This is a genomic window from Streptococcus sanguinis, assembly GCF_900475275.1.
GTDB classification, from domain to species: domain Bacteria; phylum Bacillota; class Bacilli; order Lactobacillales; family Streptococcaceae; genus Streptococcus; species Streptococcus sanguinis_N.
In genome coordinates this window covers 330904-347235 of sequence record NZ_LS483364.1, presented here as the reverse complement: position 1 = coordinate 347235, position 16332 = coordinate 330904, and the positions used below count along the sequence as shown (strand labels likewise).

At 43.5% G+C, this 16332-nt stretch carries 20 protein-coding genes; 7 read left to right on the top strand and 13 right to left on the bottom strand.

The window, feature by feature from the left end; all coding sequences use genetic code 11:
* Window positions 1–225 precede the first annotated feature (225 nt).
* The 6 genes from DQM55_RS01850 to DQM55_RS01825 all read left to right on the top strand — a co-directional run bounded on the left by DQM55_RS01850 (window position 226) and on the right by DQM55_RS01825 (window position 4497).
* The gene (locus DQM55_RS01850) at window positions 226–540 is read left to right on the top strand and encodes a hypothetical protein (RefSeq protein ID WP_111675302.1); all 315 of its coding nucleotides are present in this window, start codon (window positions 226–228) and stop codon (window positions 538–540) included.
* Window positions 540–1628 (top strand): AAA family ATPase, encoded by a 1089-nt coding sequence (locus DQM55_RS01845; protein ID WP_111675301.1) that lies wholly within the window; start codon window positions 540–542, stop codon window positions 1626–1628. Before DQM55_RS01850 ends, DQM55_RS01845 begins: the two co-directional genes overlap by 1 nt.
* Window positions 1628–2269 (top strand): hypothetical protein, encoded by a 642-nt coding sequence (locus tag DQM55_RS01840; RefSeq protein WP_172454701.1) that lies wholly within the window; start codon window positions 1628–1630, stop codon window positions 2267–2269. The genes DQM55_RS01845 and DQM55_RS01840 overlap by 1 nt, the downstream gene beginning before the upstream one ends.
* Before the next feature lie 91 nt (window positions 2270–2360).
* A complete protein-coding gene (locus tag DQM55_RS01835) occupies window positions 2361–2960 on the top strand; it encodes a replication protein (protein WP_111675300.1) in 600 nt (199 codons plus the stop codon).
* Complete coding sequence (locus DQM55_RS01830; protein ID WP_111675299.1) at window positions 2951–3214, top strand: helix-turn-helix domain-containing protein; 264 nt, start codon at window positions 2951–2953, stop codon at window positions 3212–3214. Before DQM55_RS01835 ends, DQM55_RS01830 begins: the two co-directional genes overlap by 10 nt.
* A 65-nt stretch (window positions 3215–3279) precedes the next feature.
* On the top strand, window positions 3280–4497 hold the full coding sequence (locus DQM55_RS01825; RefSeq protein WP_111675298.1) for a site-specific integrase: 1218 nt from the start codon (window positions 3280–3282) through the stop codon (window positions 4495–4497).
* A gap of 106 nt (window positions 4498–4603) precedes the next feature.
* Here the strand turns inward: DQM55_RS01825 and rpsI are convergent, their stop codons facing one another.
* From rpsI to rlmB, 5 genes are all read right to left on the bottom strand, one after another.
* Window positions 4604–4996 (bottom strand): 30S ribosomal protein S9, encoded by a 393-nt coding sequence (gene rpsI, locus DQM55_RS01820; RefSeq protein ID WP_002902303.1) that lies wholly within the window; start codon window positions 4994–4996, stop codon window positions 4604–4606.
* 19 nt (window positions 4997–5015) lie between these two features.
* Complete coding sequence (gene rplM, locus DQM55_RS01815) at window positions 5016–5462, bottom strand: 50S ribosomal protein L13 (protein ID WP_002893769.1); 447 nt, start codon at window positions 5460–5462, stop codon at window positions 5016–5018.
* A gap of 180 nt (window positions 5463–5642) precedes the next feature.
* Entirely contained in the window at window positions 5643–6506 is an 864-nt protein-coding gene (locus tag DQM55_RS01810; protein WP_111675297.1) for a DegV family protein, read from the bottom strand.
* A complete protein-coding gene (locus DQM55_RS01805) occupies window positions 6496–7017 on the bottom strand; it encodes an NYN domain-containing protein (RefSeq protein WP_002902298.1) in 522 nt (173 codons plus the stop codon). Before DQM55_RS01805 ends, DQM55_RS01810 begins: the two co-directional genes overlap by 11 nt.
* Window positions 7014–7742, bottom strand: coding sequence for a 23S rRNA (guanosine(2251)-2'-O)-methyltransferase RlmB (rlmB, locus tag DQM55_RS01800; RefSeq protein ID WP_111676908.1), 729 nt, complete (start codon window positions 7740–7742; stop codon window positions 7014–7016). Before rlmB ends, DQM55_RS01805 begins: the two co-directional genes overlap by 4 nt.
* A 152-nt stretch (window positions 7743–7894) precedes the next feature.
* Here rlmB and DQM55_RS01795 point away from each other — a divergent pair, with 152 nt between their 5' ends.
* Window positions 7895–8851 carry an aromatic acid exporter family protein gene (locus DQM55_RS01795; RefSeq protein ID WP_111675296.1) on the top strand — a complete coding sequence of 319 codons (957 nt, stop codon included), beginning with the start codon at window positions 7895–7897 and terminating at the stop codon, window positions 8849–8851.
* Window positions 8852–8876: 25 nt separating this feature from the next.
* On the opposite strand, the gene DQM55_RS01790 is transcribed toward DQM55_RS01795, so the two are convergent.
* From DQM55_RS01790 to pnp, 8 genes are all read right to left on the bottom strand, one after another.
* Window positions 8877–9929, bottom strand: a complete 1053-nt coding sequence (locus DQM55_RS01790; protein WP_111675295.1) for a DUF6287 domain-containing protein — start codon at window positions 9927–9929, stop codon at window positions 8877–8879.
* Window positions 9930–10065: 136 nt separating this feature from the next.
* Complete coding sequence (locus tag DQM55_RS01785; protein ID WP_111675294.1) at window positions 10066–10458, bottom strand: Mini-ribonuclease 3; 393 nt, start codon at window positions 10456–10458, stop codon at window positions 10066–10068.
* Window positions 10451–11794 (bottom strand): cysteine--tRNA ligase, encoded by a 1344-nt coding sequence (gene cysS / locus DQM55_RS01780; RefSeq protein WP_111675293.1) that lies wholly within the window; start codon window positions 11792–11794, stop codon window positions 10451–10453. The genes DQM55_RS01785 and cysS overlap by 8 nt, the downstream gene beginning before the upstream one ends.
* A gap of 17 nt (window positions 11795–11811) precedes the next feature.
* On the bottom strand, window positions 11812–12333 hold the full coding sequence (locus DQM55_RS01775) for a dihydrofolate reductase family protein (protein WP_000301974.1): 522 nt from the start codon (window positions 12331–12333) through the stop codon (window positions 11812–11814).
* 8 nt (window positions 12334–12341) lie between these two features.
* Window positions 12342–13106 (bottom strand): nucleoside phosphorylase, encoded by a 765-nt coding sequence (locus tag DQM55_RS01770; RefSeq protein WP_111675292.1) that lies wholly within the window; start codon window positions 13104–13106, stop codon window positions 12342–12344.
* Between the two features lie 13 nt (window positions 13107–13119).
* A complete protein-coding gene (locus tag DQM55_RS01765; RefSeq protein ID WP_111675291.1) occupies window positions 13120–13338 on the bottom strand; it encodes a YdeI/OmpD-associated family protein in 219 nt (72 codons plus the stop codon).
* 30 nt (window positions 13339–13368) lie between these two features.
* On the bottom strand, window positions 13369–13986 hold the full coding sequence (cysE, locus tag DQM55_RS01760) for a serine O-acetyltransferase (protein ID WP_002899011.1): 618 nt from the start codon (window positions 13984–13986) through the stop codon (window positions 13369–13371).
* A 91-nt stretch (window positions 13987–14077) separates the two neighbouring features.
* Window positions 14078–16279, bottom strand: a complete 2202-nt coding sequence (gene pnp, locus DQM55_RS01755; protein ID WP_111675290.1) for a polyribonucleotide nucleotidyltransferase — start codon at window positions 16277–16279, stop codon at window positions 14078–14080.
* Window positions 16280–16332 lie beyond the last annotated feature (53 nt).

Sequence of the window (16332 nt, the reverse complement as noted above, 5' to 3'; positions counted from 1 at the left end):
TTAAAAAAACAAAATTAATATAATGAAAAACAGAAAAGATCGATTTTTTTTAATAATATTATATACTTTTATTCTAAGATAATCAAAAAATAGTCTATTTCATATAACTTCTTTTTGCTGTAAACTATCATTGTAAACATATAGCTTCTCGTTGCTATCTCTTAAGTATCATAGCGAGAGTGATACTTATCAATAATTTCTAAATTAGAATATGAGGTAACTCTTATGAAAACACGTAATCGCAAAGGTGGATATTCAACTAACACTGCTAATGAATACATTGACAACAAACAAGGCATTTATTGCCTAAGTACAGAACTAGAAGCACAAATTAAGTTTGATGATGGTCTACCAACTGGTGAAATCATTGCTTATAAAGCTTGGTTCTCACAAAAAGGGCTTCCGCCTTTTCGAGTCAAATTTGAATCTGAAGTAGTTCTACCATCTTACATGTCATTAGTACAATTTGATAATCTTCAGGCCTGCGAAGTTGGCTTTAACGTCTACTTCAAAGCTGACAATGTCAAGGAGGTCAAATAATGGTATCTAAAACAACAGATACCGTCTTGCAATCATACTTGCTCCAGAGCCTTAATATGGCTCTTGGAGCCTTGATGCAAGGCGAAACAAGTTATACAAACAGTTTTAACATCGCCATTCAAGAAAACGGTTTCATCTTTATCCCACGCCTTCCCTGTGCCTATATTTTAGATAATGAGCTCTATAATAAAATTTTCTTGATTGCTAACGCATCCCTATACCCACATTATACATTATTGAAGCAAAATGCCACATATTTCGTCCCTCTGAAAACGGATGATATTCATGTTCAGCGAGGACTCTTCTTTCCGTGGAGGGTGGGAATTTCAAAACGATTAGTCATTCCTGACCTTGATAGCTACACAACAAGTTTACCAAAAAATCAAATTCCAATTATGGAAAATTTCACTCTCAATCTTGATAAGGTCAATCATATAGCAATCTGTGGAAATAGTGGTTCGGGTAAATCTTACACTCTCACCTATTTACTGAGTGTACTCAAACATCAATCTGATTTAATTATAGTAGACCCAAAATTTGACACACCTAGTCGTTGGGCTCGTGAACATCAAATTGCAGTGCTTCACCCCGTTGAAAATCGCTCTAAGTCCGACTTTGTATCAGAAATCAATGAGAAATTAAGTCAATGTCTAGAACTGATTCACAAACGTCAAGCAATCCTATACGAGAATCCACGTCATGAGTTCAGCCATATGACAATTGTGATTGATGAAGTTCTTGCATTATCTGAAGGAGTCAATAAGACGATTAAAGAATCGTTTTTCTCACTCTTGACTTCTATCTCACTTCTCGGGCGTGCTACTAAGCTTCATTTGTTGCTCATTGCACAAAGATTCGAGCACACTACGATTCCCATTTCTGTTCGTGAACAACTTAATGTCCTCATCCAGATCGGCAACATTAACAAGAAGACAACACAATTTCTATTCCCTGACCTCGACCCAGAAGGTATTGTTATCCCTATTGGGCATGGAACAGGTCTGATTCAAGTGATTGATAACGAACATCCTTATCAAGTGCTTCCACTACTATGCCCAACATATTACACAAAGAAAGGAATTCTATAATGATGAAAAAATCTTACTTCATGAGGACACTCAACCTCAATATCAATCTAATTCTAGTTTCATTTCTAGCAGGATTTATAGGATGGTCTCTGGATTTTCTATCAAATCAGTTTAAACTAAATCCTCTCAGTTTTTTTGACCTCTCCCAGTTCAATGGCTATTTAGATTTAGGAAGCAAATATTCTTATACAGCAATGTCCTTCCTTCTACTTACACTAGTTGTTTCTGTAATATTTGAAATTCTGAATCGATTTCGATTTGATAATTTATTAAACTATTTTAAGTCCGTATACTTTACATTCAAACTTCGTCAGTTTCTAACGCAACGTGAAAAATCAGAAAAAATAACAACGATTGACAATCAGAATATAACTACCTTCAATCCCATAAATAGTAGTTTTAATCAGTGTGCAAATAAGAGTGTCGTAGACATACGAAAAGATGATGTGACGGTTTTTGTCAAAGTCCCTAGAGATCAGCAGGGGCAAAAAATTTTAGCTGACATGACCTCTCAACTGAAAGAAGAAGTTTCAAGTCAGCATCCTGACTATTACTTTTCAGCACCTAATCGGATTCGTAATAAACTATGGTTAGTTGGTAAAAAACGACAAAAAGGGGCTATGGCTTGCGTTAAGCAGTAGCCAGATAGCCCCTTCTAGCATTTTCCAAGATAATTGGGGCTACTACGACCCCCAATTATCCTGTAATCAGTAATCAGAAAGATATATCAATATGACAAAAGAACAACGATCTAGCAAGTGGACATTCCTTTTTTACAAAGAAAGTGCCCCTGCTGACTACCTTGAAGTTCTTGAAGAACTACACATCCCCTTCGTCCTGAGTCCTTGGCACGATAAGGATATTAATCGACAAACTGGGGAACTGAAAAAATCTCACAAACACGGAGCTTTCTTCTTTGATTCTCTCAAAAGTTATAAACAAGTTTCTGAGCTAATCAAGGACAAGTTGAATGGCCCTGCTCATGTAGAAATCGTACAATCACCCAAAGGACTTTTTGACTACTTCATTCATGCCGAAAATAAGGAGAAATCTCAATATGATATAGATGATATTGAAGTTGGATGTGGTTTTAATCTCGATAAATTTCTTGTAGAAAATAACTCAGATAATTTCATCCATGAAGTTGTGGATATTATTGAGCAGAATGACTTCACAGAGTTTGAAGAACTCGTCTGGTATGCACGAGCTAATCACACACCACTTCTTGGACTTATCATTGAGCGTACCTACTTTTTTGCTAAGTATTTGGATTCACGTCGATGCAATCCAATGAGAAACCAAGATAAGAAGGAGGATAATAAATGCAAGTGATTCTTCCTGATGAACAGATTCATCAGATTCAACTATTGCTATCAAACCTTATCCAAAAAGAAATTGAACAACAAATAGAAAAAAATACTTTAAGTTGTCCCTATTTGAACAAACAACAGACTTGTGACTATTTGGGAATTTCCAACAATACTCTTGATTCATGGATTCAAAGGGGTCTTCCATCAATCAAAATTGGAAAAACAATTCGATTCCACAAGGATGCTATTGACCGCTGGCTAAACGGTAACAACTAGAAAAATCAAGATTTTTATTTTATAATGGTCATGATATTTTCTGGTTCGATACAAAGGAGAATATCATGACTATCAGTAAGACAAAAAACGGAACTTACCGCTTAAAAGTCTACATACCAATAGAAGCACGAATGCCTCTTGGCATCGTTAATAATAACTATTATGATAAAAGGTTTAAAACAAGAAAGGAGGCACGACAAGCAGAGATAGACTTACTTACGAAGCTAAACCAAATTGAAGATAATGTCTTTTCGGGGCTAGAAAAAGAAGATATTCTTTTCTCAGACTTCTATAATAATATTTGGTGGGAATCCTACAAAGCAGGACAAACTACATCTACTTCAAAGCCACCAAGCAGGTCAACAATTGTTAATACCAAAACATGTTTTAAAAAGCATATATTACCACTTCTTGGCAACTATACGATTCAATTTTTAAACCAAAATAAACAGGTTATTCTAAATTTGATGACGGCAAAAGCCAACGAATATGCCAACTTCAAAACTTTACGAAGTTACGTTATTTCTATTTTTGATTGGGCAGAAGAACTTGAGTATATTGAAGCAAATAGAGTTGCAAAAACTTTAAGACGAATTAAGGCTGTCAAAAAAATTCAACTTGCAGAATCAAAACGTGATGAAGATTTATATTTAACTCATGAGCAACTCCAAGAATGGTTCTCAGCCTTTAAAGATGATTTAGAGAACGATAAAATATCACTCAAAGATTACGTCCTTTTCTATCTCACTTTTTTCCTTGGAGATAGAAAATCAGAAACATATGCTCTCCAGTGGAAACATATCGACTTTTCAAAATCTCAGATTCAGTTAATTCAGGCTTTAGATAGATATGGACAAGTAAAATCTACCAAAGGAAATAAAAAAACTATCTTTTCTATTTCTAGCGACTTGCTTCAACTTCTAACCTTATGGAAAAAACAACAAAAATATGAACTAGCAAAGTTTGGTATCATCACTAATCCAGAACAATTCATCTTCACTTATATAGATACCAGAGGGAATATCAATAAACCTTTACACTCTGACTATCTCAATAATAAAATGAAAACTATCAGAAAGCGACACCCAGAGCTTACACACGCTACACCACATAAACTACGTCATACGGGAGCAACACTCGCTAAACAGGCAGGAATGAGCTTAGAAGCCATTTCCGAAGCTCTAACACATAGCGACACAGGTACAACACAGATTTATGTCAATACTTCTAATGTAGTCCCTATGGCAGTCGGTGAATTTGCCTTAAAGTCTCTAAAACAATAAGGTTAAAATAAGGTAAACTTTGAGGTGAACTTTTTCAAAAAACATAAGAAAAGCACCCATGAGGTAAACTCTTGAGTGCTTTGAAACGTTGATATAATCGTATTGATTAACGTTTTGAGAATTGTGATGCTTTACGAGCCTTCTTAAGACCTGGTTTCTTACGTTCTACCATACGGGCATCACGAGTAAGAAGGCCTGCGCGTTTCAATGAATCGCGGAAGTCTGGGTCTACTTGAAGAAGGGCACGAGCGATACCGTGACGGATAGCGCCTGATTGACCAGCGTAGCCACCACCATCAACGTTTACGAAAACGTCGTATTGACCAACAGTTGAAGTAACTGCGAATGGTTGGTTGATAACCAAGCGAAGGTCAGCGTGTGGGATGTACTCTTCAACATCTTTTTTGTTTACAGTGATTTTACCAGTTCCTGGAACAAGGCGAACGCGTGCAACAGCGTTTTTACGACGTCCAGTACCTGCATATTGTGCTTGTGACATAGCTTATTTGTTCCTTTCCTTAGATAAGTCCTGAAATATCAAGAACTTCTGGTTGTTGTGCAGCGTGAGTGTGCTCAGCGCCTACAAATACTTTCAGCTTCATACCTTGAGCGCGACCAAGAGTATTGTGCGGAAGCATACCTTTAACAGATTTTTCGATCAAACGAACAGCGTTCTTAGAGCGAAGCTCACCTGCTGAGATTTGTTTCAATCCACCTGGGTACATAGAGTGAGTGTAGTAAATCTTATCAGTCGCTTTTTTACCAGTCAATTTTACTTTTTCAGCGTTGATAACGATTACGAAGTCACCTGTATCAGTGTGTGGTGTAAAGGTTGGTTTGTTTTTTCCGCGAAGTACGCTTGCTACAACAGCAGAAAGGCGTCCAAGAGGGACATCAGTAGCGTCCACTACATACCATTTGCGTTCAACTTCACCTGGCTTAGCCATGTATGTTGTTTTGTTCATGATTTCTCCTATGAATATCGTTTTTGTTTACAGGGCGGATGTTCCGGTCCGCGAGTTATTTGAAAGGTTCCGGGGCCTTACAAATGGGGTAAACAATACCGCCTACTATCATATCAAAAATAGTAGGCAAAAGCAATAGATTTGAAGCAATTATTTATGAAATAGCGATTTCATGTTTTCTTAGTCTTGAATGACTTGGGCGATACTAAAGAGTCCCAAAGTTCCAGGACCGGTATGGGTAGAAATGACAGGTCCCAGAGGCATAAGGAGAACTTCCTCCACTTGGTCGCTTTCCAGCAGCTGGGCTTTTAGACTCTCAGCAACCTCTTTGGCACCTGCATAGGCGATGACCACTCGCGGGTCAGCAACTCCTTCCAGAGTCATGCGGACCACTTCGGCCTGCGCTTTCTTCTTACCACGAACCTTAGCGACCGAGTCCAGAGTCCCATCTCCCTTGACAGCGATAATCGGCTTGATATTGACCAAGCTCCCCATAAGCGCAGCAGTTTTGGAAATCCGACCGCCCCGCATGAGGTGATTGAGGTCATCAACCAGAAAATATGTCTTGACCTTAGGCACCAAGCTCTCAATCAAGTCCGCTGTCTGCTCCAAGGTCTGGCCTGCCGCTCTAGCCTCTGCCGCCTTCATGACTAAAAGTCCTTCCCCCATAGAAGCTGCTTTGGTATCAATGATGCGAATCAGTGCATCTGGAAAATCTTCCAAGACTATCTCCCGTGCCATGACTGCGCTCTGATAAGTACCAGATAGGGCTGAAGCAAAGGCTACATAGAGAACTGGTGTCCCTTCCTTAGCATAGCTACGAAAGACATCTTCAAACTGGCCGACATTGATCTGGCTGGTAGTCGGCTTGCTGCCAGACTCCATCTTGTCCAGAAGTTCTTGGCTGGTCAGCTTGTCCGCACCAACTGTCTCATAAGTTTGACCATCCAGCTGAATGGTCAGGCCTAGGACCTGCACGTCATTTTCCTGGGTCCAGTTTTCTGGCAGGTCTGCTGTTGAATCGGTTAAAATTTTAAAGGTCATCTTTTTTCTCCATCATTTTTTGTAAATCGCGCAAAGATTGGCTGTCCATCGGTCGCAAGGGTGGTCTTTGCAGGTTGATTTGCCCGCTCAGCTTATTGAGGTCTGATTTGGTAACAGCCACTCGCTTCTCTAGCTCTCTAGCAGACACTCTCAAAGCTCCTTGGGCGAAGACAGTCCACTGCTCATTGAGATCGCTGGTCGCAACCGACACCTGATTTTTGGGTGTATTGAGCTCAGCTGCCAAGCGCTCGATATAGTCATCCGCCGTTTCCTCCTCTTCAGTGAAAACGACCGTTACATTAAACTCCTCGTAGGTCTGCCGAACTCCCGGCATATACTGGGCATCAAAGACGCAGATAACTTCCAGTCCTTCAAAGCTGGCATAATTGCTGAGCTTCTGGAGCAGAATCGTTCGCGCTGCATCTAGCTCTCCGCGGTTAAAGTAAGGACGAGTCTCCCGCCAAAAGGCCGTCATATTGTAGCCGTCCACCAGTAAGATTTTTCTTTTCATAGGCGATTGCGAAAGACTTCATACATGAGAATAGCAGCTGCGACACTGGCATTGAGGCTCTGAACATGCCCATTCATGGGAATGGAAATCATCTCGTCCACCTGTTTTTTAATATTGCTGGAGATTCCCTTACCTTCGTTGCCGATGATGAGGGCCAGCTTGCCTGCTGTATTCCACTTATGAGAAGGCGTCCCCTGCATATCCGTACCGAAAATCCAGAAACCAACTTCCTTGAGCTTGTCCAGAGTCTGGCTGAGATTGGTCACACGGGCAATGGGAATATGCTCAATAGCACCCGTTGAGGTCTTGGCTACGACTGGTGTCACACCGACTGCCCTGTGCTTGGGAATGATGACTCCAGCTACATTGGTCGCGTCAGCCGTCCGCAAGATAGAGCCCAGATTATGCGGGTCAGTCAGCCCGTCCAAAATCAGCAAGAGAGGATTGTCTTCTTGCTCTGCTTTTTTCAACAGCACCTCGAAGTCAGTATAGGCGAACTCCGCCACCCGCAGAACAACTCCCTGGTGAACTGCTCCGTCAGTCATCTCCTGCAAGGTCTTCTTAGGCGTCCATGAGATGGAGACCTTTTTTTCCGCTGCTAAATCTTTGATTTTATCGACCTTTTTACCACGCAGATCGTCTTGAATGTAGAGTTTATTTCCAGTGTTAGCCGCGAGAGCCTCTGTCACCGCATGCACACCGTAGACAATATCGTTTTTTTCCATAGGACTAGTATAACACAAAGGCGAAAAAATGGCGGCAGGATTTACTCGGGCGAGACAGAATTCTGCTCTGATAAAAAGCAATCAGCAGCCCCCAAGATTCCCCGCTAGTCGTGCTATAATAGAAAGAAGTCTAAAAAAGGAAACTCTTACTCATGTCTCTCCTCCAACGCACCATTAAGCTAGTACTAGCTACCTGTCTCGCTGCTTGGCTGGCTGACTTTTTAGGTCTGACCTACTCAACTTCAGCTGGAATTATTGCTATCCTCAGCGTCTCTGATACCCGCCGCAGCACTGCTAAGCTAGCTGGTAATCGCTTTTTATCTACCCTGCTGGCTCTGGCTATCGGAAGCCTGTCTTTTCACTTTCTAGGTTTTCATCTCGGAGCATTGGCCATCTATATCGCGATCTATGTGCCTCTGGCCTTTCGCCTTGGCTGGGAAATTGGTATTACCCCTAGTACTGTCCTCGTCACCCATCTGCTCTTAGAAAAATCCACCTCCTGGTCTCTGCTTGGAAATGAGCTAGCTCTATTTCTTATTGGAACCGGCTTTGCTCTGCTAGCCAATCTCTATATGCCCTCGCGCCAGCAAGAGATTGACAGCTACCATGAGCAAGTGGAGGAACAGCTGAAAAAGATTTTGCTGCGCTTTGAATATTTCTTAAAATCTGGAGACGGCCGAAATGATGCAGCTCTGATCAAAGAGCTGGATAAGATTCTGCAGCAGGCCTTGCAGCTGGTCTATCTGGACCACTCCAACCACCTCTTTCATCAGACCAATTACCATATCCACTATTTTGAAATGCGGCAGGCCCAAAACCGAATCCTGCAAGACATGGCTAGCAATATCAACAACTGCCATCTAGCAGCCAGTGAAAGCTTGATTTTAGCCCGCCTCTTCTCCCAGACCGCTAAGCAACTGAGCCAAGAAAATCCCGCCCGAGACCTCTTGGACGAGATTGACAACTATTTGACCGTATTTCGCCAGCGACCACTCCCTAAAACCCGCCAGGAATTTGAAACACGCGCCATGCTCCTGCAGCTCCTGCGAGACTTAGAAACCTTTATTAGGATTAAGGTGGAATTTTACGAGAATTATAAAGAAGACTAGCTGCCATGGAGGACAGCTAGTCTTTTTAGTCTATTTTGTAATAAAAGGAATTTGGATCTGTATTGGTTCCCAGTCCTTGACCAGCCCAAATCCGATCTCGATCATGATCTGATGCATCTTTATATGTTTCTCCTGCATTAGTGATAGTGTAGTCTTTTCCTTTAGGTATAAAAGCTATTACATAACCACCTGCACCTTGCGTAGGGAGGACTCCAATACTAACAAAACCATACATATCTTTGGCACCATATTCACTCAAATGCTGAGTTTCACTCACCAAACCATTGGCATCAAACACCAATGTATTTCCAGTACCACTTTTCCAAGTTCCTGCAATGCTAGAGTAGTCTCCATTTTTGATAGCTTCCTCATTCATAGAAGATGTTGAACTTTCCGTATTCGTTTCCGTTTTACCCAAGGCTTTCCAATCCAGAATGGATAAATCTAGAAAAGCAGGCAATTGTCCAAGTGAGTCTTGACTTGCTCCCTCTGCCACTTTTTCCAGTGCATTGCCTTTTTGATTGAAATTGTAATGAATATATTGAGCCTCAGTAGCTGAAGAAGCTCCTCTATAAAGGAATGATCCATCTTCCAAAGGAGCCAAAATCATCCGCTCTCCAATCATATCTAACTGGTTCTCTTTGTTTGTCAATCGAAGTGGTTTTTGGTCATCAATAGTATAAATATCCAGAAGATCATACTTCACATCAGCATTCACGCGCCCCATAGCAACAATCAACTCTTCTATTCCGTTTTTATCTAGGTCATAATAACTATAGAAGACTCCGCTATAAACTTGTGGATGAATATTTGCTTGAGAAACAATCCAATTAATCTCTTGGTGTTGTTGATTAGCTTTCGGATTCTGAATCGCCTGAGCATACATATTCAAAATAGAATCATAAAGTTTTATATCAGTTTTTTCAACCTTTTTGCTAGAAGAAGATTTGCTAGAGGAACTGCTAGTCTTGCTACTAGAAACCCTACTAGAAGAAGATTCTGTTTGCTTCTTATTACTGCAAGCACAGAGCAAAAGCAAAGATAAAGTCGCTACCGACAGAGTAAAGTATTTTTTCACAGTTTTTCTCCTATAAATGCTTTCTACTTTGTATATTATAGCAAATACATACACTAAAGAAAAGAGCTGCCGCAGCAACTCTGTTTTAGATATGTTCAATTTATCTAGCTTGTAAACGGAGCTAGAAAATCTTTTTTTATTTGCTTTCCTCCACCCGTTTGATACACCAGTCAATCAGCTCTTCCAGTCGCTCAATTGCTTCGGTCATATGCAGGTAGCCCATGACTGCCTCAAAGCCGGTAGACATACGGTAGGTGACGATGTCCGTATTCTTAGCCTTGGTATGGCTGTTGGCATTGCGGCCACGCTTGTAGATATCCTCTTCCTTTTCCGTCAGAATCCCTTCTTCCAGCATGAGAGAGATGAGATTAGCCTGAGCCTTGGCAGAAACATACTTAGTCGCTTCCCTGTGCAGCTGATTAGGCTTGGTCAGCCCCTGAAAAATCAGGTGACGCCGGATATACATGGAGTAGACAGCATCTCCCTCAAAGGCGAGAGCAATACCGTTAATCAGGTTGACATCAGTCACGTGTCCACCTCACTCCATCCTTAGTATCCAAAAGCTTGATACCCTGAGCGGCCAATTCATCTCGAATACGGTCTGCTGTCGCAAAATCTCGATTAGCCCGCGCTTCTTGGCGTTCCTCAATCAAGCGCTCAATGTCCGCGTCCAAAACTTCTTCTACGAAGACGATACCAAAAACTTCTAAGAGCTTTGCAAAGGCTGCCTTAACTTCAGCGGTGTAGTTACCAGAGTTGATCCACTTAGCCAGCTCGAAGACAACCGTGATACCATTAGCCGCATTAAAATCTTCGTCCATTGCAGCTGTGAACTTGTCCAGAAAGGCCTGAAGCTGAGCAGAGTCTGCCTGACCAGTGAAAGGCTGCTCATAGGTATTCTTCAAATACTTGAGATTAGTCGCTGCATCATGAACAGCTTTTTCTGTGAAATTAATCGGCTTGCGGTAATGCTGGGTAGCAAAGAAGAAACGCAGTACCTGACCGTCAATGGTCTTGAGGGCATCGTGAACAGTGATAAAATTGCCTAGAGATTTGGACATCTTGACGTCATCAATGTTGACAAAGCCATTGTGCATCCAGTAGTTGGAAAAAGTCTGACCAGTCTTGGCCTCTGACTGGGCGATTTCATTGGTATGGTGAGGAAACTCTAGGTCTGCCCCACCACCGTGGATATCAATAGTATCACCCAAGATCTCCGTCGACATGACCGAACACTCGATGTGCCAGCCCGGACGACCTGCTCCCCAAGGACTTTCCCAGGAAATCTCGCCCGGCTTGGCCGCCTTCCAGAGAGCAAAGTCCACTGGATTTTCCTTACGAGCAGTCTCCTCATCTGTCCGACCAGAAGCACCTAACTCCAAGTCTGCCAAGGTTTTATTGGCTAATTTGGCATAATCACGAGACTTTTCGACGCGGAAGTAGACATCACCCTCTGACTCATAGGCGTAGCCCTTGTCCACCAAAGTCTGCACGAAGTCAATGATTGCCTCCATAAAGTCAATCACACGCGGATGCTGAGTAGCCGGCTTGACACCTAAGGCCGTCACATCCTCACGAAAAGCCGCGATATACTTGTCCGCCACTTCTTTTGGTGTGATGCCTTCTTCCTTGGCGCGATGGATAATCTTATCATCTACATCTGTAAAATTGGAAATATAATTGACCTCAAATCCCCGATACTCAAAATAGCGACGAACTGTGTCAAAAGCTACTGTTGAGCGGGCATTGCCGACATGGATATAGTTATAAACCGTCGGACCGCAGACATACATGCGAACCTTGCCCTCTTCAATGGGCACAAATTCACGTAGGCTGCGGGTCATGGTGTCGTAAATTTTAATCATGCGGTCCACTCCCTTCTCTATTTCTGACTTTTTCGGCTGAAAACCAGCTCTGCAAAAGGGCCAAATTGTCTGAGGCTATCCAGTTGGTAAAAGCGCTGCCCTTCCTCTTGGGTAAAGAGGGGAACCCCCTTTCCTAGGATAAGGGGTGCTATCTGAATAATGAGGTGGTCGAAAAGATCCGCATCCAAGAGCGGTCCTACCAAGGAATTACCACCAATCACAAAGACATTTTTGCCTTTGTCAATCTGGTGAACAAAGTCCACCACATCCCCAGCTACTGGCTGGTAATTGCTGACAGGCAGGTGCCTATCATGCGTAAAGACATAGTTTTCCGTAGCTTGATAAAAACTTTCTACATCTTGCAAATCTTGGATTTCCTCAAAAGTCCGCTTGCCCATGATGGTGATATCCATTTGCCTGTAAAAGTCATCATAGCCTGTATCCTCTACAGAACCAAGCTGATGCAGCCAGTCTATCCTGTGCTGGCTGTCTGCCAAGTAGCCATCCATGGTGATACAGCCGTAAAAATATACTGCCATTCTTGTAGTTACCTTTCTAGTTCCTTTGCTATTGTCAAAGCGATAGTGAAAAAAGTCATGGCATCAGCTGTCCGCTCTTCATGGCGGGCATCCCAGATTCGGTTATGATGATCCACATAGTCAGCTGTGTAGAAGAACTGATAGACCTTGGTCTTGCGAAATTGACTCCAAGCCATGATAGCCGAAGCTTCCATGTCCACCACTTGGGCACCGGCAGCCAAGCGACGCTTGACCTTATCAGGTGTTTCTCGATAAAAGGCATCAGTCGTCCAAGACTTGGTGCGGATATGCTCAATATCGTGCTTGTCAAAGATGGCTTCCAGCTCGATCAGCAGAGACTCGTCATAGGCGACTTCGTCACCCGGTGGGGCATAGTGATAGCTAGTCCCTTCATCTCGCAAAGCAGCAGCCGGCAAGATAATCTTATCCGCCTCAATTGAGCGATCCAAAACGCCACAGGAACCTAGAATGATGAAATTCTTGAAGCCTCTGGCCGCCAACTCCTCCAGCTGGCCGACTATCATGGGAGCCCCAATCGGAGCCAACATAACTGCTAGCTTGCTAGTTCCTTGGTCATAAATATACCATGGATGCTGTCCGTTGATGCTTTTCAAATAGCCTCCCGGATAGACTTCCTCTGACTCGACCAAACGTTTCAGAATTTCGCCATTAAAAGACAGGATGATGGTTTCGCATACCTCCCCCTTGTCAATAATCTGCCTATCTGTTGGCTCAATGACTGCTGCTACATCTTCAAATTCCTCTAATAGCATAAGTTCTCTTTCTTTAAGGCTTCAGCAAATACACCTTCATCTTTTCTATGCGGCGCAGTTTGGTCTCATCTTTTTTGGCTTCACCGATATAGCGAGCCCATTCACGCTGGTGGCTAGGCGGTAGTTTGGTAAAGGACTCCTTGGCAGGACCGTCCAAACCTTCTTTCAGTTCAAGGACTACCTGGTTCAAAATAGCATCTGATAAATCTGACATGTCGGTTCCTCCTGTCATATTTTGCTTCGATAGCTTTGCTAACCTTTTCTAAAGACTTGACGAATGGTGGCTAGCTTCACGGGCATGCTCTAGCTTGTCTAGATAGTATTCCCGTTTCTCCTCTACCTCATGAATGGTTGGCTCGTCTTTCTCACCATGAACACGGACAATCTTGGCTGGTACGCCAACCACTGTCACATCACTTGGAACATCAGCCACGACAACTGCACCGGCTCCGACCTTGGCTTTTTCACCAATCTCAATTGGTCCGATGACTTGAGCATGGGCAGAGACCAAGGCACCCCGACGCACGGTCGGATGCCGTTTGCCTGTATCCTTGCCCGTACCGCCCAGGGTCACACCGTGGTAAAGCATGGCACCCTTCTCCACAATGGCCGTTTCTCCAATCACCAGGCCACTGCCATGGTCAATGAAGACACCTGACTCAATCTGAGCGCCAGGATGAATCTCAATCTGGGTCCAGAAACGCCAGAATTGACTGTGCATGCGCGCTAACAGCTTGAAGCCGTGCCGCCACAAAAAATGCGAGAGGCGGTGGGCCGCCAAAGCTTTGATGCCTGGATAGGTTAGCAAGACTTCCAGCGACGTTCGTGCCGCCGGGTCATTTTCTTTTACAATATCAATGGATTCCTTCCACCAACCCATGCTAGCCTCCTTCCTTCTCTAAACAAGGAGAGACGAGAACTAGGCTCGCCTCTGCCGATTTTTGATGAGGTCTACAGGGATAAGCGACCTCTTATTCTTCTGTTTTAGGACTTTCTTGATGGTCTTTGTGACCTTTGTGCTCCTTGTGTGGATGATGTCCCTTGTCATGATGATGTTTTGGCTTATCAGACTTTGGTGGACGCGGCAGCAATACTTTCATGGAAGCATCTACCCGACCTTTGGCATCAATCTTGATAACCTTGACATCCACTTCATCACCGATTTGTACAACATCCTCAACATTGTTAGTCCGAGTCCAAGCTAACTCTGAGATGTGAACCAGTGCATCTGTCTTGTCAAAGAGATTGACAAAGGCACCGAATTTCTCAATCCGAACAACCTTGGCATGGTAAACTTCGTCCACTTTTGCTTCGCGGACCAAGCCAGCAATGATTTCCTTAGCACGATTGATGGCATCTTGGTCGCTAGAGTAGATGGATACATTGCCCTCTTCATCAATGTCAATCTTAACACCGGTCTCAGCGATGATCTTATCGATGGTTTCTCCACCTTTACCGATGACAATCTTAATCTTGTCCACATCAATCTTGATGGTGTCGATTTTCGGAGCGGTCGGAGCCAATTCAAGACGTGGAGCCGGAATCGTCGCTTCAATCAAATCTAGGATTTCAAAACGGGCTTTCTTAGCCTGAGCAAGAGCTTCTGTTAAGATTTCTGCTGTAATTCCTTCAATCTTGATATCCATCTGCAGGGCGGTAATCCCTTCACGAGTACCAGCTACCTTAAAGTCCATGTCGCCAAAGTGGTCTTCCAAACCTTGAATATCGGTCAGAACTGTATAGTTGTTGCCATCTGAAATCAAGCCCATAGCAATTCCGGCAACCGGTGCCTTAATCGGCACACCACCGGCCATCAGAGCCAAAGTGCCCGCACAGATAGAGGCCTGTGAAGAAGAACCGTTTGACTCCAAGACTTCCGCTACTAGACGGATAGCGTAAGGAAACTCTTCCAAGCTAGGCAAGACTTGCTCCAAGGCACGTTCCCCAAGAGCACCATGTCCGATTTCACGACGGCCAGGAGCCCCATAACGACCTGTCTCACCAACAGAGTATTGCGGGAAATTATAGTGATGCATGAAACGTTTCTTGTATTCTGGATCCAAGCCGTCCACGATTTGCGTTTCGCCCATTGGTGCCAGAGTCAGAACAGACAAGGCTTGGGTTTGCCCACGAGTAAAGAGACCAGAACCATGCACGCGCGGCAGGTAATCCACTTCCGCATCCAGCGGACGGATTTCATCAACCTTACGACCATCAGGACGGACCTTATCTTCGGTAATCAAACGCCGCACTTCTGCATGCTCCATTTGCTCCAAGATTTCAGCCACATCACGCATGATACGGTCGAATTCTTCGTGGTCCGCGTATTTATCTTCATAAACTACTGTGACTTGGTCTTTGACAGCCTGAGTTGCGGCTTCACGCGCCAGCTTTTCTTCTACCTGAACAGCCTTTTGCAAGTCGCTGTTGTAGACTGCGACAATCTCTGCCTGCAACTCTTCATCAACATGCAGCAGTTCCACTTCCGCTTTTTCCTTGCCGACTGCCACAACGATTTCTTCTTGGAAGGCAATCAATTCTTTGACCGCTTCGTGCCCTTTGAGAAGAGCTTCCAGCATGATATCTTCAGAAAGTTCCTTGGCTCCAGACTCTACCATGTTGATAGCCTCTTTGGTACCAGCCACTGTCAGTTCCAAAAGTGAAACTTCTTTTTGTTCCTTGCTAGGATTGATGATAAATTCACCATCTACATAGCCGACCTGAACTCCTGCGATAGGGCCATTAAAAGGAATATCTGAGATAGAAAGAGCCAAAGAGCTACCGAACATAGCAGCCATTTGAGGCGAAGCATCTTCGTCATAAGAAAGAACTGTATTGATAACCTGAACTTCATTGCGGAAACCTTCCGCAAACATAGGGCGAATCGGACGGTCAATCAAGCGTGCTGTCAAAGTCGCATCTGTTGACGGACGGCCTTCGCGCTTGTTAAAGCCGCCAGGATATTTCCCAGCCGCATACATTTTTTCCTCATAGTTGACCTGCAATGGGAAAAAGTCACCAGTAGCCATCTTTTTGGACATGGTTGCCGCAGTTAAAACGGTACTTTCTCCATATCGAACAACGGCGCTGCCATTTGCCTGCTTTGCAACCTGTCCGGTTTCAACTACCAGCTCACGGCCTGCAAAAATAGTTTTAAAAACTTGTTTTGTCATAAAGACTCCTTGCCGAGCACATGCTCAAATTTTTTCATACGCCTTGGCTACAA

What these genes read in the sequence shown, in the direction of transcription:
- DQM55_RS01850 (WP_111675302.1), top strand. Translation starts at nt 226, where the DNA reads ATGAAAACACGTAATCGCAAAGGTGGATATTCAACTAACACTGCTAAT.
- DQM55_RS01845 (WP_111675301.1), top strand. Translation starts at nt 540, where the DNA reads ATGGTATCTAAAACAACAGATACCGTCTTGCAATCATACTTGCTCCAG.
- DQM55_RS01840 (WP_172454701.1), top strand. Translation starts at nt 1,628, where the DNA reads ATGATGAAAAAATCTTACTTCATGAGGACACTCAACCTCAATATCAAT.
- DQM55_RS01835 (WP_111675300.1), top strand. Translation starts at nt 2,361, where the DNA reads ATGACAAAAGAACAACGATCTAGCAAGTGGACATTCCTTTTTTACAAA.
- DQM55_RS01830 (WP_111675299.1), top strand. Translation starts at nt 2,951, where the DNA reads ATGCAAGTGATTCTTCCTGATGAACAGATTCATCAGATTCAACTATTG.
- DQM55_RS01825 (WP_111675298.1), top strand. Translation starts at nt 3,280, where the DNA reads ATGACTATCAGTAAGACAAAAAACGGAACTTACCGCTTAAAAGTCTAC.
- rpsI (WP_002902303.1), bottom strand. Translation starts at nt 4,996, where the DNA reads ATGTCACAAGCACAATATGCAGGTACTGGACGTCGTAAAAACGCTGTT.
- rplM (WP_002893769.1), bottom strand. Translation starts at nt 5,462, where the DNA reads ATGAACAAAACAACATACATGGCTAAGCCAGGTGAAGTTGAACGCAAA.
- DQM55_RS01810 (WP_111675297.1), bottom strand. Translation starts at nt 6,506, where the DNA reads ATGACCTTTAAAATTTTAACCGATTCAACAGCAGACCTGCCAGAAAAC.
- DQM55_RS01805 (WP_002902298.1), bottom strand. Translation starts at nt 7,017, where the DNA reads ATGAAAAGAAAAATCTTACTGGTGGACGGCTACAATATGACGGCCTTT.
- rlmB (WP_111676908.1), bottom strand. Translation starts at nt 7,742, where the DNA reads ATGGAAAAAAACGATATTGTCTACGGTGTGCATGCGGTGACAGAGGCT.
- DQM55_RS01795 (WP_111675296.1), top strand. Translation starts at nt 7,895, where the DNA reads ATGTCTCTCCTCCAACGCACCATTAAGCTAGTACTAGCTACCTGTCTC.
- cysS (WP_111675293.1), bottom strand. Translation starts at nt 11,794, where the DNA reads ATGATTAAAATTTACGACACCATGACCCGCAGCCTACGTGAATTTGTG.
- DQM55_RS01775 (WP_000301974.1), bottom strand. Translation starts at nt 12,333, where the DNA reads ATGGCAGTATATTTTTACGGCTGTATCACCATGGATGGCTACTTGGCA.
- DQM55_RS01770 (WP_111675292.1), bottom strand. Translation starts at nt 13,106, where the DNA reads ATGCTATTAGAGGAATTTGAAGATGTAGCAGCAGTCATTGAGCCAACA.
- DQM55_RS01765 (WP_111675291.1), bottom strand. Translation starts at nt 13,338, where the DNA reads ATGACAGGAGGAACCGACATGTCAGATTTATCAGATGCTATTTTGAAC.
- cysE (WP_002899011.1), bottom strand. Translation starts at nt 13,986, where the DNA reads ATGGGTTGGTGGAAGGAATCCATTGATATTGTAAAAGAAAATGACCCG.
- pnp (WP_111675290.1), bottom strand. Translation starts at nt 16,279, where the DNA reads ATGACAAAACAAGTTTTTAAAACTATTTTTGCAGGCCGTGAGCTGGTA.